A 26,092-nucleotide genomic window follows, 5' to 3' on the forward strand; every position below is an offset into this window, starting at 1 on the left:
CAGGACAACGGAAAAGGAAACACTGCCATGCGATTCTCCAGTCGGCGGCTGACCGGCGCGACCGTGCTCGGCGCGGCCTGTGTCCTAGTCAGCCTGGCCGCGGGCGCCTCCGCGGCGTCGGACCCCCAGCCGGGCGCGGCCGGCCACGGCTGCGTCGTGGTCGACAACGTCACCGAGCAGACCATCAGGCACGAGTCGGTCGGCGCGGGCGGCCTCGGCATGCACGTGGGTGACGCCGCGACGTTCTACGACAACATCTACGACGGCAACAGCAACACCGTGGTCGGCAACGTCGTCGGGATCGTCGGCGCGGTGTCGACGCGGCCGTCGGACGGGCACCTGATGACGCACTACACCGACGACGTGCTGTTCCCGGACGGTGCCATCCGTGCCGACGGCATCGCCGACCGGAACCTTGTGCTGACAGGCAAACCCGTGCGCTATCCGGCCGTGGGGCTGACCGGGCGGTACGCCGGCAAGTACGGCTACCGGGAATGGAACACGATCATCCCGCAGACGCCGCCGACCAACCCGGGTGACATCCGGATCCAGCTGAAGATGGTCCTCTGCGGCTGATCCGCGGAACGCGAAAAGGGTGGGGAAGCGAAGCTTCCCCACCCTTTGTTTCGTAGGCCTTACTTGTAGCCGACGAGCAGCGCGTGGCGGTAGCCGACGCCCTCGTAGGACTCGATCCGGCTGAAGCCGGCGTCGGTGAGGGAGGCCCGCATGTCCTGCTCGGAGTAGACCATGCCCTCGCCGGACGCGACGGTGAGGAAGTAGACGGACATGAACGCGGCCGACACCGAACCGGTGTTGTCGTTGTCGGACACGAAGTTGTAGACCAGGACGCAGCCGCCGGGCGGCAGGGCGTCGTAGCACTTGGCCAGCAGCTCGGTGTTGCGTTCCAGCGACCAGATCTCGAAGATGTGGCAGAACAGGATCCCGTCGGCCCCGGTCGGCAGCGTGTCGGTGAACAGGTCGCCGGGGGAGCCGTGGAACCGGTCCCCGACACCCGCCTCCACCGCGTTGCGCTTCGCGATCGGCAGCACGCTCTCCTGGTCGAAGACGGTCACCTCAAGCTCGGGGTACCGCTTCGCGAGCTCGATGCCGTTGCTGCCGTCCCCGCCGCCGATGTCGATGACGTGCCGCAGCTTGGAGAAGTCGAAAGTGCGGGCCACGAGCGGGAAAGTCTGCCGCGACGCGTGTCCCATGTTGTTGTAGAACACCTGCTGCAGGTCGGGGGCCACGGTGACCCGCTCGTACAGCGTGGTGCCGGGGCCCTCAAGGTGCCGCAGGCCGACGTTGGTGTCGCGGCGCATGGACTCCGCGAAGTCGCGCAGCCCGGGGTTGGTGATCTTCTCCTGGATCTCCACCAGCGGGCCGAGATACCCGGGCCGGGTGGGCAGCAGGCTCCGCTTGGTGACCGGGGCGTTGACGTACGTCTCCCCCTTCTTGGTCAGTAATCGCAGCGAAGCCAACCCGAGCAGCAACACCCGGGCGGGCTGCTCGGGCACGCCGAGCCGCCCGGCCACCCCCGCGAGGTCGAGGCCACCGTTGTCCTCGATCAGGCGGAACAGGTCGAACTCGATCGCCGTGCGCAGCAGCTCGAACGCTGTCGCCCCGTGGATGATGGTCTGGAGATGATCTGACTCGGCATCGAACACGAGCATCCTCCTTAGGTCAGATGGGACAACCTTGCCGAAGGGGGCTCAATACGACCTAAGCCAGACCTTTCGTGGCCGCCCAGACCTGGTGGCCGGTGGGCTCCAGCAGCATCGTCGACCTGGTCGCGGGCGGGTAGCGGGGCCAGTCGTGGGCGGGTCGCCCGTCGGTGACGAAGGCCCGCCACATGCTGTTGACGACGTCGGCGAACTCCGGGTCGTAGTCACCGGCGAGGCGACGTCCGATCTCGCTGTCCGTCGCGAAGACGTAGGGGAGTTCGGCGCCGTGCGGTGCGCCGAGATCTCGTCCTTTGTAGATGGTCGGCCGGTCGTACCGGTAGGCGTAGACGTTGTCGTGGTCCGCCATCGCGGTGGCGATCGCGATGGTCGGCATGCGGAATCCGGCGTCCGTGGTGACCGCGACCGCCACTTCGAAGTCGGTGGCTTCGGGGTGGACCGCGCGGAGCCGGTCGACAGGATGCCCGACGGTGGAGCACGGCGCGACCGTCCTGGCCGTGGAGCTGTCCAAGGAACGTACCGCGCAGGACGTCGAGTGGCGGCTGGGCGGCGAACTGCTGGAGGAGCTGCTCAAGCGGTCGGAGCCGATGGACCGGCGGCTGGCGGCTCGCGCGGCCCGGTTCGACGTCGACGTCCACCAGCCGCATCGCGTCGCGGTGTTCGAGACGGGCAACGACGACGTCGACGTCCGCGCGATGCGAGTCGCGTCCGCGCGTGTGCTCGCCGACCAACCACGAGCGGTGTTGGTGACAGCGCTGCCACCCGGCCGGGTGGTGCTGGCGGTGCCGCGTTCGATGGACGGTTCGGTGGAGTCGTTGCTGCGGGCCCTGTCCGTGGCTGGCGGCGGGTGCGCGGTCGGGTGAGCCGGTTGACGGTGGACCTGCGGCGGAGGCTGCGTGAGGCGTTGGCCTGCGCTCGGTTCGCCCTGCTGTCCGGTCGGGTCGACGCGACCGTGCGAGCCGACGAACTCGGCGCGATGCGCTTCCTGGTCGCCCTGGACGATCCGGCGCCGTTACACGACTACGTGGCCGAACAACTCGGTGCCTTGCTCGGCCGAAACGGCGCCGACCTCTTCGAGACACTGCGCGCCTTCCTGGAGACGGACGGGCATCACGCGACGATCGCCGAGCGGTGCCACGTCCAGAAGAGCACGGTGAAGTACCGGCTCGCGCGGATCGCCGAGATCCTGCACCGTCCGCTGAGCGACCCCGAAGTCCGGTTCGAACTTCACCTCGCGGTGGCGCTGTCCGACGTCCTCACCGTGCTCGCCTTCACCCCTTAGCTGTAGGCCTTTTGCTGTAACGCGTACAGTTCGGCGTAAAGCCCGCGTGCGGCGATGAGCTCGGCGTGGGTGCCTGTCTCCACCACGGTTCCCTTCTGTAACACTACGATGAAGTCCGCCATGCGCACGGTGGTGAACCGATGGGACACCAGCAGGGTCACGTGGCCGCGGTTGGCGCCCGCCGCCGCGATCCGCGCGAAACGTTCGAAAGTGGCGTGCTCAGTCGGTGCGTCCAGGGCGGCCGTCGGCTCGTCCAGGACCACCACCAACGGGTCCTCGGCCATCACCGCCCGGCCGAGCGCGAGCTTCTGCCACTGCCCACCCGAGAGGTCCACACCGCCCCAGGCTGTGCCGAGTTGGGTGCGCAGTCCTTGCGGTTCGACCTCCGCCATCTCCGCCGCGCCAGCGCGGGACAACGCCGCGACAACCGCCTCCTGGTCGTCCATTCTGGGCATGTCGCCGATGCCGACCGTCTGGCCGAGCAGCAGTTCGAACCGGGCGAAGTCCTGGAACGCGCCCCTCGCCCGGCGTTGCCACTCGGCAGGCACGAAACTGTCCAGCCCGACACCGTCCACTGTGATGGTCCCCGAGGTCGGGCGGTACATCCCGGTCAGCAGTTTCACCAAGGTCGTCTTGCCGGATCCGTTGTCGCCCACCAGGGCCACCACCGCTCCCGTGGGCAGGGTCAGGTTCACCCGGTCCAGGACGACTTTCTCGGTGTCCGGATAGCTGAACGACACGTCCTTGAGCTCGATCCCGGACGTGAGCCGAGCCGGCACCGGCGTGTGCTCGCCGTCCCGCCTGGTCGCGCCCGCCGCGTAGTCGGTCAACCACACCAGGCGCTCGGCTGTCTTCAGGACCTGCTGGAAGTACGTGCCGGACTGGACGACCGACGACACCTGGCTGTTGACCAACGCGGCCAGCGCCACCGCGAGCACGACCGAACCGACCGACGCCAACCCGTCGATCGCCTCGCCAAGCACGGTCGCGGCCGCCCCGATGTACCCCACGGCGAAGATGAGCGACGACACCAGCGACAGGACGACACCTCGCAACGAGGCACGCGTCGCGGTCCGTTCCATGGCGTCCGCTGTGGCGCGATGCCGTGCGACGAACTCGTCGGTCAGCCCGTACACGCGCAGTTCCTTGCCGGCGGCCGGGGATGACGCGACCTTGTACAGGTGGTTGCGCAGCAACGTGGGCTGCGCGTTGGCCTGCCTGGCTTTGAGCGCGAGCTTCGTGCTGCGTCGATGCGCGAGCAGAGCGGGCACCCCGAACACCGGCAGCAGGAGCAGCCACGGGTCGATCGTGCCGAGCAGGACGACCGCGCCCACCAAGTACAGGAACGACTGCAGGTTCAACGCCATCGCGTTCATCATCTGCGCCATCACCCGGCGTTCCTGCCGGACCAGGGTCATCTGGTCGACATAACGCGGCCGTTCGTAGTGATCGACCGTGGGGACGCCGGCCGCCAACTCGATCAGCTTCGCGTCGATCAGCAGGCCCGCCCGTTCCATCACCGAGGCCGTCAGAGCCACAAACCCGCGGCCGCACAACGACGCCAGCGCCACCGCGACAGCGATCACGCCGGCCGCGATCATCACTCCGTGGGTGTCGCCGCGGGACGCCGAGTCCACCAACGGCCTGACCCCTACGGTCGCGGTCAGCTGCAGCACGTTGATCGCGATGGCGTAGCCGAACAGCGTCAGCGAACGCCTGAGGTCGGCGCGGAAACACAGCGTGAAGAGCATCGCCACGCTGCGCCGCCAGGTGGCGAACCTGCTCATTTCGGCTCTCCTGGGGTCTGGTCGAGGAAGTGGTCGGACTGCGACGCGAACATCTCCGCGTAGCGCCCTCTCTTGGCCAGCAGCTCGTCATGTGACCCGAGTTCGAGCACTTTGCCGCCGTCGACGACGCAGATCTGGTCGGCCTTGCGCACCGTGGAGAACCGGTGTGAGACCACGATCGTTGTCACTCCCTGCGTCAACGCCAGGAATCGTTCGTAGAAAGCGGCTTCCGCGCGTACGTCAAGGTTCGCCGTCGGCTCGTCCAGGACGAGGATCTTCGCACCGGCCTCCACCGCGAACAGCGCCCGCGCCAGCGCGACGCGTTGCCACTCACCGCCGGAGAGTTCGGCGCCGCCGGCCCGTTGCCGGGTCAACAGGGTGTCCCAGCCGTGGTCCAATGCTTCGACACGTTCCCGGATCCCGGCGCGCTCAGCCGCGCGACGCAACAGTCTTTCGTCGCCCGCGTTCCCGATCGCGCCGAATGTCACGTTGTCCCGCACTGACAGTTCGTACCGGGTGAAGTCCTGGAATATCGCGGCGATCCGGCGCTGCCACTCGTGGGCGTCGAACTCGCGGACGTCCACACCGTCCACCGTGATCTGTCCGTCGTCCGGGTCGTACAGCCGGGCGAGCAGTTTCACCAGGGTGGTCTTGCCGGCTCCGTTGACACCGACGACCGCCATCGCGCGCCCACTCGGGATGACGAGGTCGAAGCCCTTCAGCACCGGCGTTGTGGCACCCTGGTAGGCGAACGTCACGCCATGGAAGGCAACCTCGGACTTCGGCACGTCCACCGGGACAGGCCGTCCTGACACGGTGGGGACACCAGCCGCCGCGGCCTCCAAAGCCAGCAGCGCCGGGATGGCCGCGACACCGTGGCTGATCTGGAGGTCCTGACGCCCGCGGGTGGACACTGTGGCGACGCTCATTACCGCGCGGAGGAAGATGACCAGCGCGCCGAGACCGATCGCCTGGCGTGCCGCGTCCCAACCGAGCAGGAAGAACGCCAGGAAGTTCGCCGCCAGCACGAAACACAGCGCCAGGGCGCTCAAGACGTCGGTGCCGCGTTGTGCCCACACCTTCGCCATCGCGTCCGTCCACTCGGTACGGAACCGGTCCACCAACCAGTCCGCCAGGCCGAAGACGCGGATCTCCTTGGCAGCGCCCCCGGTCAGGGCCAGGTCACGGAAGTAGTCGGCGCGCCGCAACAGTCCGGTCTGGCTCACCAACGCCTTGGTCTGCCGGGCGTACTCCCGGCGGGTTACCCGGCCCCACACCAGTTGGGCCGCGAAAATCAGCGCCGCCAGCCACCACTGGTAGAACGCGATCAGCACAACCGCCGCGACACCCTGCACCCACTGCCCGGCCCGAGTGGTCAAACCCGTCACGGCACCACCAGGCGTGTAGCCGCCCACACCCATCCCCGCCACCCGGCTGACCTGGTTCTGCACGGCCGGGTCATCCAGGTGACGGACACCCACCGGCCCATTGACCGCAACGATCGCGCGCTGCTGCAACCGGCCGTCCAGCCTGGCCCCCACCGTGCCGGCCACACTCGCCGACAACCGAGCCACGACCTGCTGCCCGACGAACGCCACACCCATGAGAACCAACGCCCAGACAGCCGTCCGCCCATCCGCGGAGTCGAACCCACGGCTGACAGTTCCAGGCACAGCCCCGACAATCATGCCCGAAGCCAAAATGGCCACGGCCGGCAGCAAACCATTGACCAAGACGAGCAAACACAGCGCCGCGGCCAACCCAGCGCTGACCCCAGGCAAGAACCGCACCGTCCACACAACCGGCGACCCCCACCAGGCCCGCAACTTCGCCGATATCACCGCACAACACCCCCATCCCTAGCGATCCAGGAGCCGGTCGACGGAAGAAGCCAGCGACGCAGGCCCCGCCGGCGCCGAAAAGCCCGCTGACCACGAGGGATTCGTTGGCGGTGAAGGGCCTGCTGACGATGAAGGCGTTGGCGACGAGGGTCCTGCGGACGACAACGGCCCGCTTGCCGACGAGGGCGAGCCTGGCTTCGAGGGCCTCGTTGGCGACGAAGGCCCAGCTGGCGATGAGGGTCCTGCGGACGACAACGGCCCGCTTGCCGACGAGGGCCAGCCCGGCATCGAGAGACTCGCTGACGACGAAGGCCCAGCTGGCGCCGACGGCGCCGTTGGCGTTGAGGGCCAAGCTGGCGACGAGGGCCCTGTGGCCGACAACGGTCCCCTCGACGACGACGGCCCCGCCGGTGACGAAGGCCCAGCAGACGCCGCTGGGCCCACAGGCGACGAGAGCCCCGCCGGCGATGAAGGCCCTGCTGACACGGAGGGCGCCGCTGACGCCAAGGTGCCTGCTGACGATGAAAGGCCTGTGGGCGACAAAGGCCCCAGCGACAAGGGCCCTGCGGAGAAGGAGGGACTCGTTGGCGGTGAAGGACCTGCTGTCGATGAAGCCGTTGGCGACGAGGGCCTTGCGGACGAGGGCCTTGCGGACGACAACGGCCCGCTTGCCGGCAAGGGCCTGCCTGGCGTCGACGGCGCCGTTGGCGACGAAGGCCCGGCTAGCGACGACGGCGCCGTTGGCGTCGAGGGCCAAGCTGGCGATGAAGGCCCGGCTGGTGACGAGGACCCTGCTGACGACAACGGTCCCCTCGACGACGACGGCCCCACCGGTGACGAACGCCCCACTGACGCAGTTGGGCCCACTGGTGACGAGGGGCCGGCTGGCGATGGGAGGCCGGTTGGCATTGAAGGGCCGGCTGGTGACGAGAAGCCGGCTGGTGACGAGGGGCTGGTTGGCATTGAGGGGCCGGCTGGTGATGAAAGCCTGTTGGCGATGAAGTGCTCGATCATGACGAAAAGCCTGCTGAGGAGGAAGGCAACGAAGCCCCTGTTGATGCTGTGGCGAACAGGGAGTCCATGGTTTCGTGCTGTCGGTGGGCGACGTCCTTGGCCACTTCGTCCGCGTTCGGTCCGGTGGCGAAGATCCGGATCAGGAACCGGTCGCGGCCGAACCAGATCCGCGACTCGTTCTCGGCTTGCCTGGCTCGCGCCGCTGGGAGGTCTGGTACGTCCACAGTGGAGCCGAGGCCGTCGAGGACGGCTGTGGGCACCGATGGGTCGTCCAATTCCAGGAACACGACGTCGACACTGGCTCCGTCCCGGACCCACCGGCGGCGGTAACCGCCCCGGACCTCGAAGTCCGGGTGCAGTACGCCGTGTACCCGGTCGGACTCGACGGTGATTGGCTGCTCCACCTCGAGCGAGAACCCTGGTGGGACGGCGCTGAGCACGAACGGACGCCACTGCGCGTCGATCGAGAAGGTGACGCGGTGGGGGTAGCCCGCGAACGCCGCCACTTCGCGCATGGTGTCGAACTCGTCCCACAGGGACGCGCGGCCCTGTGACGTGATCGCCAGGAGTGTGCGCGGCTTTCTGTCCTGGAACGTCTTCTCGATCGTGATCAGGGCGGCTTCGGCCAGCACTCCCAGGTGTCTGCTCAGGCTGCCGTCGGGCTGGTCAAGCGCGTCGCGCAGTTCCGTGAAGCTCGCCCCGCGCATGGCGAGGACGCTCAGGATCCCCAGGCGCACGCGCTGGTGCACCGTCTCGTCCAACCGCTGGTACGGGTGCTCGGCCACTGGTCCTCCTGCTTCCGGTCTGTAGGTACTTTTATATCGGAAGTACTCGTGTGTGGCAAGTGAGCGGCTCGGGTTGGTCAGGCGAGTTCGGTGAAGGCTGCCGTCATGGCCTGGATCATCTTCGGCCCGCCGTGTCCTTCGTCGTCAACGAGCACGAACTGGCTGCCCGGCCACGCCTTGTGCAAGTCCCACGCGACTCCAGCCGGGCTGCTGACGTCCAGCTTGCCCTGGATCAATACCCCGGGAATCCCGTGCAGCGTGGGCATTCCGTCGCGCAACGCGGTGGGGGACAGGAATCCGGCGTTCTTCCAGTAGTGCACCACCAGCGTGGCGAACACCTGTCGCCACTCGGGGTCGTATTCCTTGCGGATGTACGGAGAACCCATCGAGACATGCGCGTCCTCCCACGCCATCCACGCGGCGGCTGCCTGGATGCGCACCTGAGGGTCGGCGCTGGTGAGCAGGTCGTAGTAGGCGTCGACGAGGCGCTGACCGGGCCGTGGGGCAGCCGCTGAGCGAAAGGCCTCCCACTCCGCGGGGAACAGGCAGCCCACGGTCTCGGTGATCCACTCGACGCATTCCGGCGTGCTCAACGATGTGGCCGCCAGGACCACCGCACTGACGTGTGACGGATGGGCTTGGGCGTAGGCCAGGGCGAGCGTCGTGCCCCAGGAGACTCCGTTGACCAGCCATCGCGGCACACCAAGGTGGGTACGCAGGGCTTCGATGTCGGCGATCAGGTGCTGTGTGGTGTTGGTGGCCAGGGTGGTCTCGTCGTGGGTGGCCAGTGGGCGACTGTGACCGCAGCCGCGTTGGTCGAAGCCGATGATCAGGTACTTCTCGGGATCGAACCGGCTGCGGTAGCCGGGCCGCAGCCCGCCACCGGGCCCGCCGTGCAGGTACAGCGCGGGTTTGCCCGAAGGGTTCCCGCTGGTCTCCCAGTAGATCGAGTGGCCGTCGCCGACGGGGAGCATTCCGCTGGCGTACGGTTCGAGCGGGGGGGAACGTCGAGGACACGGCCGGAGCGTATCGGCCGCGATTCGAGATGCGGCCGGGCCGACCGCCTACCTGGCCGGGCAGTGCCCGCTCGACGCCGCCGGCACGTTGGTCGGCCCCGGCGACGTCGGCGCCCAGATCGACCAGGTCGTGGCCAACGCCGCGACCGCGCTGCTGCCCGGCTGACTCCTCACCGTTCGGCGAGGTCGGCGTCGGCGGCGTCGAGGATCTTGCCGAAGACGTAGGTGATGAGCGTTCTGGCCAGCGGCCGGATCGGGAACGGGACTTCGACGATGCTGGTCCAGACCACGCGGGTGCCGCCCGGGACCTCGGTGAACGTCATCCGGCCGAGCTTGTGCCTGGCCGGCGGGAAGCTGCGGTCGACGACGTAGTCGAAGTCGTGCGGCGGGTGGTAGGCGGTGACGCGTTCCTTGAACCAGCCGATGGCCCAGGTGTGCAGGCGGACGGCGCCGACGCCGTAGGGCGCGCCGTCGCCGGGTTCGGCCAGCCGGGCACGGAGGACGAGCGGGGTGCGGGTGTAGTTGCTGGAGGTGGCGCACCAGTCGAACACCTCGTCGATCGGCGCCGCCACGACCCGCTCGACCTTGACGGTCACCATCAGGAGTCCTTTCCTCGGGTGAGCCGGTGAACGACGGTCGCGGCACGGAGTTTGTCCGGGTTGCGGACGGCGTAGAGGCCGCGCACGAGGTTGTCGGCGATTTCGAAGATCACCACGTAGTCCAGGTCGTCGGCGGCGTAGAACAGCAGTGCTGGCAACGCGTTGTACGTGGCGATCTCGATCCGTGGGTCGGGCACGTCGCGGCGGGCGATGGCGGCCACGAACTGGGCCACCTGGGCGGGGCCGTGGATCGGTCTGCGCGCGGCTGTCACTTTGCCGCCGCCGTCGGCGATCTGCACGACGTCCGGGGCCATCATGTCCATCAGGCCCTGCACGTCCCCGGTCTGCGCCGCGGCCAGGAAGCGGTCGACGACGTCCGATGCCGTCGGGGTGTTGGGGTGGAACCGGGCGCGGCGGGCCTGGACGTGCTCGCGGGCCCGGTGGGCGATCTGCCGGACTGTCGTGTCGGTCTTGCCGACCATGTCCGCGATGTCCCGGTAGGGGTAGCCGAACACCTCGTGCAGCACGAACACGGCACGTTCGTGCGGGCTCAGTGTCTCCAGCACGAGCAGCATCGCGATCGACACCGACTCGGCGAGGACGGCGTCCTCGCTGGCGTCGCCCTGGGTGCGGATCGGTTCGGGAAGCCAGGCGCCGACGTAGTCCTCACGTCGGCGGCGCGCGGTACGCAACTGGTTGAGCGCCTGCCGGGTGACGGTACGCACCAGGTAGCCGCGAGGGTTGGCCACTTCGGCGTGGTCGACGTCGCGCCATCGCAGGTAACTGTCCTGCAGCACGTCCTCGGCGTCGGCGGCGCTGCCCAGGATCTCGTAGGCGATGGTGAACAGCAGCGGCCGGTACTCGACGAAGACCTCTTCGTGGTTCATCGGGCGACCGCCGCGACGTCGCCGTTGTCCACTGTCACCGACTGATCATGGATCACGGAACACCGACCGGGGATGGACCAACGTCACAGCACGCTCCCTTCCGAGGTATCACCCATCTGACACCGCGGGCCGGGAAACCGTGACACCTCCGGGAATGACTCGGATCACACTGCGCCTACTGCTCCGTGACCGCTCATCACTCCAGCGGGTGATCTCCCCGGACTCGAAGTGAACATGTGTTCGAGTGCGGGTAGGTTGGCGTGCATGGACGCACCAGGGTCAATGTGGCAGTCGGATGGGGACGTGATCTACCGGACCGACGCGGTCGGGGAGCGCGTCGGCGTGTTCCCGGCGACGTGCCGCCGGGGAGAGCACTCGTTGGACAACGTCGGATACCGGGCGCACGACACGGGAGAGGGCTTCCTGCAGATCAGCTGTAACGCTTGTTTCCAGGAAACACCACCGAGATACGACCACTACTGGGTGCTCCGGCTGAGCGGGCCGGCGCCCGCGCGGGCCGAGATCGACGACCAGCCGTACCTGAACCTGCTCAGGGCGGTGCAGCTGTCATAGTCCATTGTGGATGGCCGTCGTGGGGACGCCACGACGGCCATCGCACACTACCGTCCGGTCACGGTGACTTAGGTCCGCACCTTGCCGGGGCCGGCGGCAGGTCCACGGCGCCGTCGATGACCTCGTGGGTCGGGCCGTCCAACCGGACGGCGTGCGCGGTCATGTGCTCCGGGGTGTTGTGCACCGCCGGGTTCATGTGGACTTCCCTGATCCCGGTGGCGATGGAGACGTCGTCGGGGTTGTTGAAGAACACCACGCCGTTGTCGGCGAAGGTGACCGACCAGTGCTGCCCGGCGGCCTCGGTGTTGATCTCGAACTCCTCGCCGACCACGAGCGCCCCGGGAACCGGGCCGTCGTCGTCGTACTGGGACTTCAGCGTCCATCCGGTGCCGCTGCTACCGTTGCCCTTGGTGGACACCGGGTCACCGCATTTGCGGCCCTTGGCGAACGCGGCACCACCGCCGACCGTGCCACTCGCCACCGATAAGGCACTCAGCGCCACAACAACTGCCAGTACTCGCTTGCGCATCGGACAACCTCCCGTGTGTCAGCGCTTGCGTCTTGCAGTAGTTGATACGCCAAAGGGTTACACCGCCGAGTTCGTCCACAGTGGACCATAGTTAGGCGTTTTCCGTCACGGTGGTACGGTTTGTGGCCGTTTGCGAAGCGGCACGGCCGGCGCGCAGGGGCAGTTGGCGGTAGCCGCGCAGGACCCGGGTGCCACCACGGGTCGGCGCACCGCTGGAGGTGAGCTCCGGCAGGCGGTCGAACAGCGTCCGCAGGGCGATGGCGGCTTCGAGGCGGGCCAGTTGGGCGCCGAGGCAGTAGTGGATGCCCGCGGAGAACGCCAGGTGCTCCCGGGCGTTCTCGCGGCCGATGTCGAACCGGTGCGGGTCGGTGAACACGGCCGGGTCGCGGTTGGCGCCGCCGAGCATGACGATCACCGAACGACCCTTCCGGATCGGACGATCCAGCAGGTGGGTGTCGCGGCCGGCGGTGCGTAACGTGATCTGCACGGGGGAGTCGTAGCGCAGGATCTCGCCGATGGCGTTGTTCCACCGGCCGGGGTCGTCGCGCAGCAGGTCCAGTTGTTCGGGGTGGGCGAGCAGCAGCGCGGCGCCGTTGCCGATCAGGTTGACCGTGGTCTCGAAGCCGGCGCCGAGGATCAGCAGGGCGGTCACCCGCAGTTCGGTGTCGGTGAGCCGGTCGCCCTCGTCGACGACCTGCACCAGCTGGCTGAGCAGGTCCTCGCCGGGGTTCGCGCGCAGGTTGGCGATGTGCTGGTCGAGCCAGTGGTGGCTGGTGCGCACCGCCACCTGGGCACGCTTGTAGTCCCGCCAGGACAGGCCGGGGTCCAGGGTGAGCGCGCCGTCGTTGCCCCAGGCCAGGAACTGCTTGCGCATGGCGGTGGGCACGCCGAGCATCTCCGCGATGACGGTCACCGGCAGCAGACTGGCGTACGTCTCCATCAGGTCGAACACCGGCGGCCCGGCGATGATGTCGTCGAGCAGTTCGTCGGCGATCTGCTGGATCCGGTCGCCGAACTGGGCCACGGCCTTGGGCGTGAACGCGCGGGACACCAGCCGCCGGATCCGGGTGTGCTCCGGCGGGTGCAGCCCGAGCAGCGACGGTGCCTCGAACGGGCCGAGCGAGTGCGGGTCGGACGCGGCGGACACGAGCCGGCCGAGCCGTGAGTCGGCCAGCGGCACGTCGCCGTCGACGAACTCGTCGTTACGCAGGATCATGTTCGCCGTCGCGTGGTGGGTCGTGGCCCGGATGAACGGGTTGCTGGCGACCGGTCCCTGGGCGCGGAGCTGTTCGTAGACGGGGAACGGGTCGGCGAGCACCTCGGGGTCGGCGACGACCCGGGCGATCAGGTCGCCGCGGGCCGTGGCGACCCGCAGCCCCACGCCGGGCAGGCCGTAGCGGATCGCCCAGATCAGGCCGGAACGTGCTCGGTTCATGCCATACCCCTCACCGCCGTCGTCAGCGACGGCTCCGTGTCGTGAGTTCGAAGGACGGCGAGCAGGCTGCGGTGCCGCAGCATCATGGCTCGCAGTTCGGCGCTGGGCCGCCCGTCCGGGTCGTAGGGCTCGTCGACCTGCGCACGCACGATCAGCTGCCAGTGTCGGCGCAGCGCGAGCACCAGGCCGGCGGGGTCACGGAAGATCTCGGCGAACTCGTCGCACCACGGCAACGCGCCGTCGTCGGTTCGTTCCACCTGGTCCACGACGGCCCGCAGACGGTCGTAGTACCGGTGGGTCTCGGTCCACGTCAACGGGCACCTCCCACGCCGATCGGGTAGATCATGGCCAGGACGCTATGCCCGGTTTCCGACGTGCCGCGACGTGCCGGGGGACCTATACCGTGGGCGGAGGCGATGCCCGTCCGCGGCGGGATGTCCCCGCCCGGAGTTGACCTTATTCTGGGCGGGTGGTGATGCTGCAGCGGTTCAAGGCACGGCTGGAGGCGACCTGCCTGCGCCTCGGGGTGCCGTATCCCTGGTGGCTGCCGTTGGCGTCGGCGGTGCTGAGCATCGGGTTCACCCTGGCGGCGTTGGCCCAACGAGGCGCCCTGCTGCCGCCGACTCCGCTGGCGCTGGTGCTCGTGCCACCGGCGGTCTACTGGCTGCAATGGATCATCACCGGGTGGTGGATGTCGCCGTGGCTGGAGGCCGTGATCGTCACGGGCTTCGTGGCGGTGCTGCTGACAGTCCCGACGGGACCGGTCGCCGACTTCGCACCGCTGGTGCTGGTGGTCGGCGTGGCCGAAGTCGCGGCGACGCTGCGGTTCCGGCACGCGGCCGTCGTCGCGGTCCTCGCCGCCGGGGTGCTGGTGTGGTCGGCGGCCAGGACGGGGCTGATCGGCACCCCGGTGTATCTCGTGTCGCTTGTCCTCGGTGCGCAGGTCGGCGTCGCGCTGCGCTGGCAGATCCGGGCGTTGGCCGCTGAGCGCGAGAACCACGCCATCACGCGGGAACAGGCGGTGTCGGCGGAGCGCCAACGGATCGCCCGCGAAGTGCATGACGTGGTCGGGCACTCGCTGACCATCACGTTGCTGCACCTCACCGGCGCACGGCACGCGCTGCAGGAGGACCAGGACATCGCCGAGGCCGTCGAGGCGCTGACCGAGGCGGAGCGGGTCGGCCGGGCGGCCATGGCGGACATCCGGCATTCGGTGGGCCTGCTGGGCTCCGGGCCGGCCGAGACCCAGCCGCTGCCCGGCATCCAGGACGTGCCGGACCTGGTGGAGCGCACCCAGGCCGCCGGGATCGACGTGCAGTACCGGCAGACCGGTGATCTGTCCATTGTGGATCGTACGCACGGGCTGGGGCTGTACCGGATCGCCCAGGAGTCGTTGAGCAACATCGCCAAGCACGCGCCGTCGGCCACAGCTACCGTGCTCCTGCGCGCGGATCTGGACGGGACGCGGTTGACCGTCCGCAACACGTTGCCGGCGGGCTGCGTCACGGCGAACGTCCACGGTACCGGCCTGAACGGCATGGCCACCCGGGCCCGGCAGCTGGGGGCCGTCCTCAACCTCGGTCAGCAGGGCGAGCACTGGGTGGTGGACCTGATCATGCCGTTCCTCGGAACCGATCCGACGTCGGTGTGCCCGATCCGGACGGTGATGTCGTGACCGACGTGACCGACGACTGCGTGCGGGTCCTGCTTGTGGACGACCAGGAGTTGGTCCGCGCGGGCCTGCGCCGGATCCTGCGCCGCCGCGCCGGGTTCGTCATCGTCGACGAATGCTCCGACGGCGCCGACGTGCCGGCGGCACTTGACACCCACGCGGTCGACGTCGTCGTGATGGACCTGCGGATGAAGAACGTGGACGGGATCGAGGCCACCCGGCGGCTGCGTCAGCGCCAGGACAACCCGCCTGTGCTCGCGTTGACCACGTTCGACGACGACGAGCTCCTGTCCGGCGCGCTGCGCGCGGGCGCCGCGGGTTTCATCCTCAAGGACTCGCCGGCCGAGGACCTGATCCGGGCCGTCCGGACGGTCGCGACGGGGGACAGCTGGCTGGATTCCACCGTGACCGCCCGCGTGCTCACCACGTACCGCCGGGCCGCCGACACGGGCCAGCCCACGGAGCCGCCCGACCAGCTCACCAGCCGGGAACACGATGTGCTGCGAGCGATCGGCCGCGGCATGACCAACAGCGAGATCGCCGACAGCCTGTTCATCTCCGAGGTCACGGTGAAGAGCCACATCGGCCGGATCTTCGCCAAGCTCGGCCTGCGCGACCGGGCCGCCGCGATCGTCTACGCGTTCGATCACCAGATCGTCACGCCCGGCCGCCCGCACACCGCCTGACCGGCATTCACACTTAAGTATTGATATCCGAATATGTTCTAGTTGCCCGATTCCGCACTATCGACGGTGTTCAGGGCCGGGGGTTCGTGTTTACGGTGCCGGTGTCACTGTGCGTGCTCTAGCCGACGCGTGCAGTGCACAAGTTGATCTCACGTGGATGTTTCGTCCCCTGCATGTTTCCAGCGCTCAACGATGACGCTGGGAAAGGAGCATCTGTGAAACGCACTTTGCACCGCACGATCGCCGTGGGTGCTGTGTTCGCGGCGGCACTGGCCTTGGCCGTGCCCGCTTCCGCGACGAGCCCCAGCCCCGGATTCACTGTGCAAGCCATGGCCGCTCGAGGCGCGGACGCGCTTGTGGCCACCCGACCCTCGGCCCTGTTCGCCAGCGCCGGCGAGCAGTTCGTGCAGCAGGGAGTGACGAGCTCGGCCGGCATGCAGTACGTGTCGTACGAGCGCACTTACCAGGGGCTGCCCGTCATCGGTGGCGACTTCGTCGTGGTCACCGACGGCACCGGCGCGGTTCAGGAAATGTCCGTGGCGCAGCAACAGGCCGTCGGCACCCTGGCCACGACCCCTCGGATCACCTCAGCGCGTGCGACGCAGCTCGCGCGCGGCCAGCTCGCGCAGGTCGACTCCGTGACCGCACCGGTCCTTTCGGTGTACGCGCTTGACGGCAAGACACGCTTGGCGTGGGACACCCGCGTGACCGGCAACGACGGCAAGGACTACTCGATCCAGTCGGTCTACGTCGACGCACGCACGGGCGCCATCCTGGGCACCCAGGAACACGTCATGCACGGCACGGGCAACACCGTGTGGAACGGCCCGACGCCGGTGCAGATCGCCACGACGCACCAGGGCGCCAACTTCCTGCTGCGCGACCCGGCGCACCCCACTGAGCAGTGCCAGAACGCGGCGAACAACACCACGTTCACCAAGACCACCGACACGTGGGGCAACGGCAACGCCACCAACCGGGAAACCGGCTGCGCGGACGCCATGTTCGTGATCCAAAAAGAGAACCAGATGTTGTCGCAGTGGGTGGGCCGCAACAGCTTCGACGGCAACGGCGGCGGATGGCCGATCCGGGTCGGCCTGAACGACCTGAACGCCTTCTACGACGGCAGCCAGGTCCAGATGGGCCACAACCAGCAGAACCAGTGGATCACCTCGCTCGACGTGGTCGCGCACGAGCACGGCCACGGCGTCGACGACCACACCCCGGGCCGGATCTCCCGCGGTGGCACCCAGGAGTTCGTGGCCGACGTGTTCGGCGCGTCCACCGAGTGGTTCGCCAACGAGCCGGCTCCGTTCGACACGCGCGACTTCCTGGTCGGCGAGCGGATCAACCTGGTCGGCAGCGGCCCGATCCGCAACATGTTCAACCCGCAGGCAGTGGGCAACAACCCGAACTGCTTCTCCAACGCGGTACCCAACATGGAGGTACACGCGGCGGCAGGACCGGGCAACCACTTCTTCTACCTGTTGGCCGAGGGCAGCAACCCGACTGACGGCCAGCCGACCAGCCCCACCTGCAACGGCCAGCGAGTGACCGGCGTCGGCACGCAGGCCGCGTTCACGATCTTCTACAACGCGATGCTCCGCAAGACCACGGCCAGCGGCTACCCGCGGTACCGGCTCTGGACGCTGCAGGCGGCCAAGGCCCTCACCCCGGGCAACTGCACCAACTTCAACGCCGTCAAGGCGGCGTGGAACGCGGTGAGCGTGCCGGCACAGGCCGGCGAGCCCGCCTGCCCGTGATCGACTGATCTGGTGAACCAGTAGCAGTGGCCGGCCATCGCCGTGTGCGGTGGCCGGCCATTACTGTGCGGCGTTGTTCGTACGGTCATGGCACGACTGTCTGCGCGCGTTCGACCGCGGCGGCTCGGTACGCGGCGAGCTCGTAGAGCAGCTTGCGGTCAGCGTCGGGCAGGGACGCCACGAGGTCTCGTTCGGCTCGCAACGCGACCAGAGGCAGGTGTTCCCGCATCGCGCACTCCCCGTCGGCGACCGCCACGGAGATCTCCCGTTGCGACACCGCCGCGGTTCCTGTTTCCTGCCCGAACGAATGGCGAGCGTCGTCGGGCGTCTGAAACGGGAACCCTCGCGCCGCCACACATTCCCGCCAGCCGGCCATGGCCGAGAGGTAGCCCGGGGCCGACGTGGCCTGAGCGGTCAGCCGGTCGTTGACCTGTTCCGGTACGTACGTGAGACGGGCCCACAGGACGACGTCGCCGACGAGGGCCCGCCGGCTGTCCGCCTCGCACCCCTGCCCCTTGACCGTGTATCCGCCGGCGATCCCGGTCGGGACGTCGGTTCCCGGCGGGCCGAACAGCGCGGCCTGGTAACCGGGTGGCCGCGACCCCGGGCTTGTGTCTGGAGTGGACGGTTCGGGTCGGTAACCCCGCGTCCTGCGGCCGGGCAGGTCGATGATGGCCGTCTCGTCCTCCGGTGACGGTGGCAACGGGGTCGTCCTCACCGGATAGTCGAACCCCCGTGCGGCCATACAGTGCCGGTCCAGGTGCGCGATGGCGTTGTCCAGCACCACCTGGGTGGACCGCCACGTCCCGGAAGGGGTGGCCAGGTCGACGGCGGTGGCATCCAGTTCGCCGGTGAAAGCCGGCGGACCGGCCGGCCGCGCGGTGGCGCAACCGGTGAGCCCGGCCAGCAGGATGACCAGCGTCCAGGTTCTCAACAGGTGCTGTCCGAACTGATCTTGTCGTTGAATCCTGGGTCGTTGTAGCCCGTCGGGGGCTGCGCGGCGAAGTTCGGGACCCGGTCACCGGCCGCCAGGCTGTGGCTGTGGCCACGGTAGTTCGCGTCGACATGGAAATAGGCGGTGCACCCCTTGGTGTTCGCGATGGAGCTGATGCAGTCGTTCCAGGTGCCGGTCTGGCACGCCGAGTGCGGAAACGCGGTGAAGTTGGGATTGCTGTGCTTGACGACACCGGGTGCGCCGGGGGAGTAGTTGGTGTCCACCCAGAAACAGAGGCTGTCCGCCGGGCACGAGGCGGTCGCCGCCTCGGCACTCGGCGCGGCGGCGAGCATGGACAGCAGTGGCAGAGCGGCGATACCGGCCGCGAGGACGTTCCTTGTCCGCATGGTCTTCCTCTTTCGATCAGGAACCGGTTGGCGAACCTGCCGGGAGCGTGGGAATCCCGCCAGATTGGGACAACGGCACTCTGTCGGGCTTCGGGGACGTCGAGTTGACGACGAGCGCTTGGACGTTGACCGCGTGTGCGAGCCGCCGTTCGGACGCGACGACCTCAGCGCACGGATCCGCGGCGCCGGTAGTGGCTGGGCGGAACGCCGTATCTGGCCCGGAACAGTCGGCTGAAGTGCGCCTTGTCGGCAAAGGCCCAGCGGGCCGCGATCGCGTGGATCGGTCGTCCGGCCAGCCGGGGATCGGCCAGGTCCCGGCGGCACCGTTCGAGGCGCCGCTGCCGGATACTGCCCACGACCGTCACACCCTGCTGCTGGAACAGGTGATGCAGATGCCGGGTGGAGATGTAGTGGGCGGCGGCGATCGTGTCGGGGGCGAGTGTCCGGTCGGCGAGGTTGCGTTCGATGAAGTCCTGGATGTGGACGAACAGCGCGCGGTGGCGCGTTTCCGGAGACAGTTCCCCGGTGGCGTCGAGCTCGTGCGCACACCACGCGGCCACGAGGTCAAGGGCCACCATGGCCAACCGGGCCGAGTCGCCCGCCCGGAACGCCCCCGCGTGCCTGACCAGCTCCTTGACGTAGGTCACCAGGACCGCGCTCATCCCGTGATCCGTCGACACGGGGATGCCGAACATGCGGCTGACCGCATCGGCTGAGGTGCCCCGGGCCGAAGCGGGAATCCCGCCCGGCCTGGCTGAACACGAACTTCCCGGACAGCGGCACGGCCAGTTGGAACTGTTCCGGATCGGACCTGCGGATCAGTCTCGCCGTGCGGAGCGACTCCAACTCCGGCAGGCGCATCGTCCTGAGCTGAAGGTCGCCGAAGTCCATCGACCGCATTTCGGCCAGGAACCCGGACGATTCGTCGGACACCACCGTGCTCGGGATCAGCGAGCCGGCGACCAGTTCTCGCCACGCGGACAACCGGTCGGCGACAGGAAGATCACTTGTCCGGAACACGGTTTCGATCATGAGCCGCCCCTCCCCGAGTGGTCTCGCACAGCCCATTGTTCCGGCGCGACCTGGAGGTTTGCGGAACGGCACCGGGCCAAGTGGTGATCCAGATCCCGTTGACTGAACCGTCCGGACGGTATACTTTGAACCCTGAAACTATACCGTCTGGACGGTTTACGAAAGAGGTGTGTGATGTCGGCCCGTGCGCGGCGGCTGGCACTGGGTGTCCTGGTGCTGCCGGTGCTGCTGATCAGTGTGGACATGACCGTGCTGGGTGCGGCCTTGCCGCAGCTGAGCGCGGACCTGGGCCCGACCGGGGTCGAGCAGCTGTGGATCGTGGACATCTACGGGTTCGTGCTGGCCGGGCTGCTGGTGTTCATGGGGTCGTTGGGGGACCGGATCGGCCGGCGACGGCTGCTGCTCGGCGGCGCGGTCGTGTTCGGCGTGGCCTCGGTGGTCGCGGCGTTCTCGACCACGCCGATGATGCTGATCCTGGCGCGCGCGTTGCTCGGTGTGGGTGGTGCGACGCTGATGCCGTCGACGCTGTCGTTGATCCGCACGATCTTCACCGAGGCCGGGCAACGCCGGATGGCGATCGCCGTGTGGAGCGCGGCGTTCTCCGGTGGGATGGCGATGGGGCCGGTCGTCGGCGGCTGGCTGCTGGAGCACTTCTGGTGGGGCTCGGTGTTCCTGGTGAACGTGCCGGTGCTCCTCGTCCTGCTGGTCGCGGGGCCGGTGCTGCTGCCGGAGGCCAGGGACCCGAAGCCGGGCCGGTTCGACCTGGCGTCGGCCGTGTTGATGCTGGCCGCGGTCCTGCCTGTGGTGTACGCGATCAAGATGCTGGCGACCGGTGAACTCACTGTGTTGTCGGCGTTGGGTGCCGGCGCGGGTGCGGCGGCGGGTGTGCTGTTCGTCCGTCGGCAGCGGAAACTCACGCACCCGATGCTGGACCTCGGGTTGTTCGCCAACCGGGCGTTCACCGGGTCGGTGCTCACCAACACGTTGAGCGTGTTCGGCATCGCGAGCCTGCTTTTCCTGCTGCCCCAACATCTTCAGCTGGTGCTGGGGATGTCGCCGCTGCAGTCGGCGATGTGGCTGCTGCCGGAGACCGCGGCCAGCCTCACCGGTGCCTTCGCGGGTGCCCAGCTGGCGAAACGGTTCTCCCAGTCCCGGCTGATCGCCGGTGGCCTGCTGCTGGCCGTCGGCGGGTTCGCGGTGATCGGGGTGGACGCCGGGCTGACCGGCGTGGTGGTCGGCTGTGTCCTGGCCGGCCTCGGCCTGGGGCTGACGTCGACGTTGACCAACGACCTGGTGGTCATGTCCGCTCCGGCGGAGCGGGCCGGCGCCGCCGCCGCGGTGTCCGAGACCGGGTACGAGCTGGGCGGTGCGCTGGGCACGGCCGTGCTGGGCAGTGTGGCGACAGCGGTGTACCGGGGCGGGCTGCCGCACGACGCACCGGCGGAGGCCCGGGAGACGTTGGCGGCCGCGGAGCACACGCCCGGCCTGATCGACGCCGCACGCGAAGCGTTCGTCAGCGGCCTGCAGGTGGCGTCATGGGCGGCCGCCGTGATCCTGCTGGGCGCGGCCATCCAGGCGTACACGATGTTGCGGCCGACGAACGCGCCGGTCGCGGACCTGGTCAGGCGTTGAGCCGGTTGGCGATCTCGCCGATCCGGGCGAGCAACGTCGTGGTGTTGGCCTCGCCGAGCGCCGAGCGCATGTAGAGGCCGTCACCGACGAGCAGCACGAGTTCGGCGGTGAGCGGGTCGTCGATGTGCTCGTTGAGCAGGTCGCGGTAGGCGGTGGTGCCGCGATGCATAACCTCCGTGGCCCGTGGGTCGTTGAGAGCCAGACGGAGGGTGGCCATGGTGGTGCGGTGCAGTGGGTGCTTGGGGGTCGCGTCGGTGATGGCGGTCCGCAGGAAGTACCGCACCACCCCTTCGGGGGCATGGCGGGCGTTGTCGACGTCCTCGGCCGTACGTTGCGTCATCCGGTCGAGCAGACCGTCACGCAGCGCGTCCTTCGAGCCGAAGTGGTACAGCAGGCCGCCCTTGGACACGCCCGCGTGCGCGGCGACGGCGTCGAGCGTGATCTCGACCGGCCCACGTTCGGAGAGGATGTTCTCGTACGAGTCCAGGATCCGTTCCCGGGACGACGGCTTCGGCACAGTCATACTGTACCGTCCGGACGGCACATATCGCCGTTCCGGGCGGCCGTGTGTCCCGGGTGGGTTTCGAAACACGCGGTCTGGACCACCTGCCGCCATCTTGGCCTTACGCTGGAAGAGTGAGCGGCGACACGGCGGTTCGGGGGCGAGTCATGACGCATGGTGAACGGTCGACCGATGACTCGGGAACGCATATCGCGCGTGTCTACAACGCGCTGTTAGGCGGCAAGGACAACTACGAGTCGGACCGCGCGATCGCCGACGAGTTCACCGCCGTCGCGCCCGAGTTCACCGCGCTGGCGTGGGACAACCGCCAGTTCCTGATGCGCGCCAGCCGGTTCCTCGCCGGCGAGGCCGGGATCAGCCAGTTCCTGGACTTCGGCGCGTGCCTGCCGGTCGGCGACAGCACCCACGAAGTGGTGCAACGCCTGAACCGCAACGCGTCCGTGGTCTACATCGGGATGGATCCGCTGGTGCTCGCGCACGGCCGCGCGCTCCTCGCCGACAACGACATGACCCACATCGTCGACGTCAACTGGCTCGCGCCGCAGAACGTGCTCAACGACGCCGCGGTCTGCAAGTACATCGATTTCGAGCAGCCGGTCGCGTTCTGTCACGTCGGCACCCTGATGCACGTCCCCGACGAGTACGACCCGTGGGACATCATGCGGGAGTTGATCGACGCGAGCGCACCGGGTTCGTACTTCGCGTTCGCCCATCTGCTCGACCCCGGGCCGGGGCACGAGCTGGCCGAGTTAGCCGCCCGCGTCCAGGACGTGTACCTGAACAGCCCGATGGCCAGCGGCTGGTTCCGCCCGATCGACCGGATCACCGAGATGCTGCCCGGTCTGGACCTGGTCGAACCCGGCGTGGTGCCGCTGGCCGACTGGTGGCCGGACGGCCCGCGGCTCAAGCCGGTCGCCCCGGTCCAGCGCCTGCTGGTGGGAGCCGTCGGCCGCAAGCCGTAGAGCGGGTTCCGGAAGCGGAACGTCCGCAATGGGTTCTACGGTGTCGCCATGACCGACACCCCTTGGGAACCACCGCTGGCCGGCACCGAGGTCGAGCACCTCGTCGGCGCGCTGGAGCGCCTGCGCACGACTTTCCGCTGGAAGACCGACGGCCTCGATTCAGCGGGGTTGCAGGTCCGCGTCGGCGCGTCCTCGCTGACTCTCGGCGGCCTGCTCAAGCACCTCGCCCGCGCCGAACAGCAGATGTTCACCAAGAAGCTCGACGGAACACCGGTCGGCGCGCCGTGGGACACCGCCGACTGGGCGGCCGACCCCGACTGGGACTTCAACTCGGCCGTCAACGACACCCCGGAGCAGCTCTACGCGCTCTGGGACGACACCATTGAACGGTCCCGGGCCCGGCTCGCGGCCGCCCTGACCGACGGCGGACTCGACCAGCTCGTCCACGTCTCCTGGCCGGACGGCCGGCACGCCAGCCTGCGGCGCCTGGTGTGCGACCTGATCGAGGAGTACGGCCGGCACACCGGCCACGCCGACCTGCTCCGCGAGGCCGTGGACGGGCGCGTCGGCGAGGATCCGCCGGCCGGCTGGCACGGGTGACAGTGTCCGATGTGGACATCGAACGAGGGGATGGGTGACTGGTGCGACTCAGGTTCAGCGGCGAGATCTGGTACTGGCGCGGCCCCGCGCCGTGGTTCTTCGTCACCGTCCCGGATGAGCAGTGCCGCGACCTGGAGGACCTGTCCGGGCGCGTCAGCTACGGCTGGGGGATGATCCCGGTGACCGTCACGGTCGGCGCCAGCACGTGGCGGACTTCCCTGTTCCCCAAGGACGGCAGCTACATCGTGCCGGTGAAGGCCCAGGTGCGGAAGAACGAGGACCTGGACGAAGGCCACACGGTGACCGTCCACATGGTCGTGGACACCTGATCACCGCTGCCGGTCGGAGGGGCCGCCGGACTCGTGGATGTCCTGGAACACGCCGCCGCGCCAGATCACCGAGAACCGCAGCTGCTTCCCGTTGGGCGCGCGGATGACCAGGATCCGCTTCTGCTCGCCCGGCTCGGTCGAGAGATCCTCGGGCTGCAGCCGGACCGAGCTGTACTGCTGTCTGGACCACTTGTTGTAGGGCTCCTGGTTCAGCGGCGGCGGATACCGGTTCATCAGCTCCTCGAACGCGGACTCCTCAGTGAACGGGGCGGACCGGGGAGCGCCGACGTCCTCGCCTCGGCGCAGGCGGTCGAAGTCCGCCGCTTCCCGTTCCAGGCCGGCGAGTTCCGCTTGGGCGGCCCGGCGGACGCCTTCGTCGGCCGCGCCGAGCCGGTCGCGCAGGTTGCCGACGTCACGGAACAGGCTGCCGGAGCGTTCCAGCCGGTCGAGCCGGCTCCGGGCGTCTTCCACATCCGCGGACGACACCTGCAGCTGCTCGACCCCCGTCGGCTGGCCGGGCAGGGAGACCGGCCCGGTTTGCCCGCCTGGCAACGAAACCGGGCCGCCCTGCGGTGCTCCGGGCGCGCTGACCGGTCCGCCGCCCGGCGCGGGTGGGGCGACGGCGGGCCCGCCTGGGGCGCCCGACGGCGCCTCGACCCGGTCGTAGTGGCGGTAGACCAGGTAGCCGACGACGCCGATCACGATGATCCCGGCGACGATCCAGCCCGCGACCGGAATGGTCGACGCGCCGCCGGCGGCGGTGGCTCCCGTGGCCAGGACCTCGGCGGCGGTCGCCTCGGCCGCAACGGCCTCCATCGCCGCCGCGCCAGCCTCCGCGGTGGTGACGCCTACCTCCGCGGTCGTCACCGCCGTTGTCTCCGCGGCTGCGGCTTGCGTTCCGGTGCCGAACAGGACCGACGGCGGGACGCCGGGTGGCCCGCCGGTGGTCGGCACGATCATCATCCCGGCCGCCAGCGATATCGCGCCGGGCATCCCCACCGGTGACGGCTGCCCTGGCGGGGCGGGCGGCGCGGTCACCCGCGCGGCCGGCGGGTGGTCGACCAACGGCAGGATCCGGTCGCGCTCCTGCAGGAGCCGTTGCAGTTCGACGGTGGACATGGCCGGGTTGGCCTGGACCTGCTGGTCGATCTCGGCCGCGCGGGCGGCGGCGCCGGCCTCGGAGTACGGCTCACGGCGCACCAACATCCGGGACACCTGCGAATTGCCCGCACACCGCTGGAGTTGCAGCAGGTACGGCTCAGTTCCGTCGGTTCGGGCGCGGTCCAGGTCCGCGGTCAGCTTCTGAGTCCGCGCGTCGAGTTCGTTTCCGGACGTTCCCCACTCGGTGTCTTGTTGTCGAGGCTCCCGCACGTTCGTCCACGCTGCCATCATTCGGCGGCGGGGACACCGACGTCCGGATGCTCGTGGGGGCACCGATGGCCGCACGTTCGGGCGCGCCGGCTACTTTTGCGGCGACTCATTGATTGTCTGGTCGCGGACAGCCTGATAGATGCGACTGTGGCCGGTGGCGTGCGCGGAGATCACGATTTGTCCATTCGTCGGTGAATTGTCGACGCCAGGACGGGCGAGTTCGGGAATCGCTTTGGTGAGCGCGTCGGCGATGGTGTCGAGGTCCGAGTCCAGGTCGTGATGGCGTAGCCGCAGGTATTGGCACGTGGTGATGGGCGCGATGGCCGGCGGAAGAGTCTCCCCGGTCAGCCTTTTCGTGGCGCCGACGAGGATCGGGATGACTCTGATGTCGTGCGCGAAGGCCTCCGCGATTTCCCGGCGCACCCAGTCGCCGTCCTGGTCGATGGGCCGCTGACCATCGGGTCCGGTGGGGGTGAGCCAGCGCGGGCCGACCACCGCGAGCAGGACCCGGCAGCCCCGCACCCGGTGCAGAAGTTCCCGTTCGAAGTCGTTTCCCGGGGGAATTCCACGGTCGCTGGCGAGGAAGACGGTGTCCTCACCGAGCCGCTCGGACAGGCCGCGCTTGAGCAGCGTCGCGGCACTCGGTTCGTCACTGGTCCGATAGTTGACAAAAACAGCGGTCATGATTCCGAACTCCCACTTCCGGCGACCGAACAAACGCATCCTACCGACACTTCTGTAACAGAAGCCTGCC

At 68.8% G+C, this 26,092-nt stretch carries 31 protein-coding genes; 12 read left to right on the top strand and 19 right to left on the bottom strand.

The annotated features are described in order from the left end of the window. The first annotated feature begins 27 nt into the window (after positions 1–27). Positions 28–576: an allene oxide cyclase barrel-like domain-containing protein gene (locus EV192_RS16355; protein WP_132116074.1), complete on the top strand. Its 549-nt coding sequence runs from the start codon at positions 28–30 to the stop codon at positions 574–576. A gap of 59 nt (positions 577–635) precedes the next feature. Here the strand turns inward: EV192_RS16355 and EV192_RS16360 are convergent, their stop codons facing one another. Together EV192_RS16360 and EV192_RS16365 are read right to left on the bottom strand one after the other, a co-directional pair. Further along, positions 636–1,670, bottom strand: a complete 1,035-nt coding sequence (locus tag EV192_RS16360; RefSeq protein ID WP_132116076.1) for a methyltransferase — start codon at positions 1,668–1,670, stop codon at positions 636–638. Between the two features lie 49 nt (positions 1,671–1,719). Then, entirely contained in the window at positions 1,720–2,190 is a 471-nt protein-coding gene (locus EV192_RS16365; protein WP_165960409.1) for a carboxylesterase family protein, read from the bottom strand. On the opposite strand from EV192_RS16365, the gene EV192_RS53830 reads away from it, so the two are divergent. Together EV192_RS53830 and EV192_RS53835 are read left to right on the top strand one after the other, a co-directional pair. Further along, complete coding sequence (locus EV192_RS53830) at positions 2,177–2,542, top strand: hypothetical protein (protein ID WP_165960410.1); 366 nt, start codon at positions 2,177–2,179, stop codon at positions 2,540–2,542. The two genes, EV192_RS16365 and EV192_RS53830, sit on opposite strands and share 14 nt — an antisense overlap. Then, positions 2,539–2,961, top strand: a complete 423-nt coding sequence (locus EV192_RS53835; protein ID WP_165960411.1) for a PucR family transcriptional regulator — start codon at positions 2,539–2,541, stop codon at positions 2,959–2,961. Before EV192_RS53830 ends, EV192_RS53835 begins: the two co-directional genes overlap by 4 nt. Here EV192_RS53835 and EV192_RS16375 read toward each other — a convergent pair. Both EV192_RS16375 and EV192_RS16380 read right to left on the bottom strand, forming a co-directional pair. Continuing rightward, the gene (locus EV192_RS16375; RefSeq protein ID WP_132116082.1) at positions 2,958–4,748 is read right to left on the bottom strand and encodes an ABC transporter ATP-binding protein; all 1,791 of its coding nucleotides are present in this window, start codon (positions 4,746–4,748) and stop codon (positions 2,958–2,960) included. The genes EV192_RS53835 and EV192_RS16375 overlap by 4 nt on opposite strands. Next, positions 4,745–6,421 carry an ABC transporter ATP-binding protein gene (locus EV192_RS16380; protein WP_207926080.1) on the bottom strand — a complete coding sequence of 559 codons (1,677 nt, stop codon included), beginning with the start codon at positions 6,419–6,421 and terminating at the stop codon, positions 4,745–4,747. The genes EV192_RS16375 and EV192_RS16380 overlap by 4 nt, the downstream gene beginning before the upstream one ends. Positions 6,422–6,434: 13 nt before the next feature. Between EV192_RS16380 and EV192_RS54795 the strand changes: the two genes are divergently transcribed. Continuing rightward, the gene (locus EV192_RS54795) at positions 6,435–6,611 is read left to right on the top strand and encodes a hypothetical protein (RefSeq protein ID WP_207926081.1); all 177 of its coding nucleotides are present in this window, start codon (positions 6,435–6,437) and stop codon (positions 6,609–6,611) included. Positions 6,612–7,599: 988 nt separating this feature from the next. Here EV192_RS54795 and EV192_RS16385 read toward each other — a convergent pair. From EV192_RS16385 to EV192_RS16405, 5 genes are all read right to left on the bottom strand, one after another. Beyond that, the gene (locus tag EV192_RS16385; RefSeq protein WP_132116086.1) at positions 7,600–8,388 is read right to left on the bottom strand and encodes a transcriptional regulator; all 789 of its coding nucleotides are present in this window, start codon (positions 8,386–8,388) and stop codon (positions 7,600–7,602) included. Between the two features lie 77 nt (positions 8,389–8,465). Beyond that, positions 8,466–9,428, bottom strand: a complete 963-nt coding sequence (gene pip / locus EV192_RS16390; RefSeq protein WP_279493565.1) for a prolyl aminopeptidase — start codon at positions 9,426–9,428, stop codon at positions 8,466–8,468. Between the two features lie 24 nt (positions 9,429–9,452). Then, on the bottom strand, positions 9,453–9,578 hold the full coding sequence (locus EV192_RS56815) for a hypothetical protein (protein WP_279493443.1): 126 nt from the start codon (positions 9,576–9,578) through the stop codon (positions 9,453–9,455). Beyond that, positions 9,575–10,003, bottom strand: a complete 429-nt coding sequence (locus EV192_RS16400) for an SRPBCC family protein (protein WP_132116090.1) — start codon at positions 10,001–10,003, stop codon at positions 9,575–9,577. Before EV192_RS16400 ends, EV192_RS56815 begins: the two co-directional genes overlap by 4 nt. Further along, positions 10,003–10,890 carry an RNA polymerase sigma-70 factor gene (locus EV192_RS16405; protein WP_132116092.1) on the bottom strand — a complete coding sequence of 296 codons (888 nt, stop codon included), beginning with the start codon at positions 10,888–10,890 and terminating at the stop codon, positions 10,003–10,005. The genes EV192_RS16400 and EV192_RS16405 overlap by 1 nt, the downstream gene beginning before the upstream one ends. 264 nt (positions 10,891–11,154) lie before the next feature. Between EV192_RS16405 and EV192_RS16410 the strand changes: the two genes are divergently transcribed. Next, positions 11,155–11,463 carry a hypothetical protein gene (locus EV192_RS16410; RefSeq protein ID WP_243726871.1) on the top strand — a complete coding sequence of 103 codons (309 nt, stop codon included), beginning with the start codon at positions 11,155–11,157 and terminating at the stop codon, positions 11,461–11,463. A 58-nt stretch (positions 11,464–11,521) separates the two neighbouring features. On the opposite strand, the gene EV192_RS16415 is transcribed toward EV192_RS16410, so the two are convergent. The 3 genes from EV192_RS16415 to EV192_RS16425 form a co-directional block, all read right to left on the bottom strand. After that, complete coding sequence (locus EV192_RS16415) at positions 11,522–11,992, bottom strand: hypothetical protein (RefSeq protein WP_132116094.1); 471 nt, start codon at positions 11,990–11,992, stop codon at positions 11,522–11,524. Positions 11,993–12,083: 91 nt separating this feature from the next. Beyond that, the gene (locus tag EV192_RS16420) at positions 12,084–13,427 is read right to left on the bottom strand and encodes a cytochrome P450 (protein ID WP_132116096.1); all 1,344 of its coding nucleotides are present in this window, start codon (positions 13,425–13,427) and stop codon (positions 12,084–12,086) included. Continuing rightward, positions 13,424–13,741 carry a hypothetical protein gene (locus tag EV192_RS16425; protein WP_132116098.1) on the bottom strand — a complete coding sequence of 106 codons (318 nt, stop codon included), beginning with the start codon at positions 13,739–13,741 and terminating at the stop codon, positions 13,424–13,426. The genes EV192_RS16420 and EV192_RS16425 overlap by 4 nt, the downstream gene beginning before the upstream one ends. Before the next feature lie 161 nt (positions 13,742–13,902). Between EV192_RS16425 and EV192_RS56820 the strand changes: the two genes are divergently transcribed. From EV192_RS56820 to EV192_RS16440, 3 genes are all read left to right on the top strand, one after another. After that, positions 13,903–15,102, top strand: a complete 1,200-nt coding sequence (locus EV192_RS56820) for a sensor histidine kinase (RefSeq protein WP_132116794.1) — start codon at positions 13,903–13,905, stop codon at positions 15,100–15,102. Then, a complete protein-coding gene (locus tag EV192_RS16435; RefSeq protein ID WP_243726872.1) occupies positions 15,099–15,785 on the top strand; it encodes a response regulator transcription factor in 687 nt (228 codons plus the stop codon). The genes EV192_RS56820 and EV192_RS16435 overlap by 4 nt, the downstream gene beginning before the upstream one ends. 215 nt (positions 15,786–16,000) lie before the next feature. Then, the gene (locus EV192_RS16440) at positions 16,001–17,548 is read left to right on the top strand and encodes a M4 family metallopeptidase (RefSeq protein ID WP_243726873.1); all 1,548 of its coding nucleotides are present in this window, start codon (positions 16,001–16,003) and stop codon (positions 17,546–17,548) included. Positions 17,549–17,633: 85 nt separating this feature from the next. Here EV192_RS16440 and EV192_RS16445 read toward each other — a convergent pair whose 3' ends face one another. From EV192_RS16445 to EV192_RS54800, 4 genes are all read right to left on the bottom strand, one after another. Continuing rightward, the gene (locus EV192_RS16445) at positions 17,634–18,482 is read right to left on the bottom strand and encodes a hypothetical protein (RefSeq protein WP_132116100.1); all 849 of its coding nucleotides are present in this window, start codon (positions 18,480–18,482) and stop codon (positions 17,634–17,636) included. Further along, positions 18,479–18,889 (bottom strand): peptidase inhibitor family I36 protein, encoded by a 411-nt coding sequence (locus tag EV192_RS16450; protein ID WP_132116102.1) that lies wholly within the window; start codon positions 18,887–18,889, stop codon positions 18,479–18,481. Before EV192_RS16450 ends, EV192_RS16445 begins: the two co-directional genes overlap by 4 nt. 164 nt (positions 18,890–19,053) lie before the next feature. Then, positions 19,054–19,551 carry a helix-turn-helix domain-containing protein gene (locus EV192_RS16455; protein WP_341770861.1) on the bottom strand — a complete coding sequence of 166 codons (498 nt, stop codon included), beginning with the start codon at positions 19,549–19,551 and terminating at the stop codon, positions 19,054–19,056. Beyond that, positions 19,454–19,921 (bottom strand): AraC-like ligand-binding domain-containing protein, encoded by a 468-nt coding sequence (locus EV192_RS54800; RefSeq protein ID WP_207926083.1) that lies wholly within the window; start codon positions 19,919–19,921, stop codon positions 19,454–19,456. Before EV192_RS54800 ends, EV192_RS16455 begins: the two co-directional genes overlap by 98 nt. A gap of 174 nt (positions 19,922–20,095) precedes the next feature. Between EV192_RS54800 and EV192_RS16465 the strand changes: the two genes are divergently transcribed. After that, positions 20,096–21,553, top strand: a complete 1,458-nt coding sequence (locus EV192_RS16465; protein WP_132116108.1) for an MFS transporter — start codon at positions 20,096–20,098, stop codon at positions 21,551–21,553. Here the strand turns inward: EV192_RS16465 and EV192_RS16470 are convergent. Continuing rightward, entirely contained in the window at positions 21,543–22,076 is a 534-nt protein-coding gene (locus EV192_RS16470) for a TetR/AcrR family transcriptional regulator (protein ID WP_341770862.1), read from the bottom strand. The two genes, EV192_RS16465 and EV192_RS16470, sit on opposite strands and share 11 nt — an antisense overlap. 113 nt (positions 22,077–22,189) lie before the next feature. Between EV192_RS16470 and EV192_RS16475 the strand changes: the two genes are divergently transcribed. The 3 genes from EV192_RS16475 to EV192_RS16485 are packed head-to-tail and all read left to right on the top strand — an operon-like array spanning position 22,190 to position 23,967. Then, positions 22,190–23,038, top strand: a complete 849-nt coding sequence (locus EV192_RS16475) for an SAM-dependent methyltransferase (RefSeq protein ID WP_243726874.1) — start codon at positions 22,190–22,192, stop codon at positions 23,036–23,038. 48 nt (positions 23,039–23,086) lie between these two features. Further along, on the top strand, positions 23,087–23,638 hold the full coding sequence (locus EV192_RS16480) for a mycothiol transferase (RefSeq protein WP_132116112.1): 552 nt from the start codon (positions 23,087–23,089) through the stop codon (positions 23,636–23,638). A gap of 41 nt (positions 23,639–23,679) precedes the next feature. Then, the gene (locus tag EV192_RS16485) at positions 23,680–23,967 is read left to right on the top strand and encodes a DUF1905 domain-containing protein (RefSeq protein ID WP_132116114.1); all 288 of its coding nucleotides are present in this window, start codon (positions 23,680–23,682) and stop codon (positions 23,965–23,967) included. Here the strand turns inward: EV192_RS16485 and EV192_RS16490 are convergent, their stop codons facing one another. Together EV192_RS16490 and EV192_RS16495 are read right to left on the bottom strand one after the other, a co-directional pair. Then, positions 23,968–25,338, bottom strand: a complete 1,371-nt coding sequence (locus EV192_RS16490; RefSeq protein ID WP_132116116.1) for a hypothetical protein — start codon at positions 25,336–25,338, stop codon at positions 23,968–23,970. Positions 25,339–25,428: 90 nt separating this feature from the next. Continuing rightward, positions 25,429–26,022, bottom strand: a complete 594-nt coding sequence (locus EV192_RS16495) for a toll/interleukin-1 receptor domain-containing protein (protein ID WP_165960415.1) — start codon at positions 26,020–26,022, stop codon at positions 25,429–25,431. Positions 26,023–26,092 lie beyond the last annotated feature (70 nt).

Source organism: Actinocrispum wychmicini (assembly GCF_004345645.1).
In the GTDB taxonomy this organism is placed as follows: domain Bacteria; phylum Actinomycetota; class Actinomycetes; order Mycobacteriales; family Pseudonocardiaceae; genus Kibdelosporangium; species Kibdelosporangium wychmicini.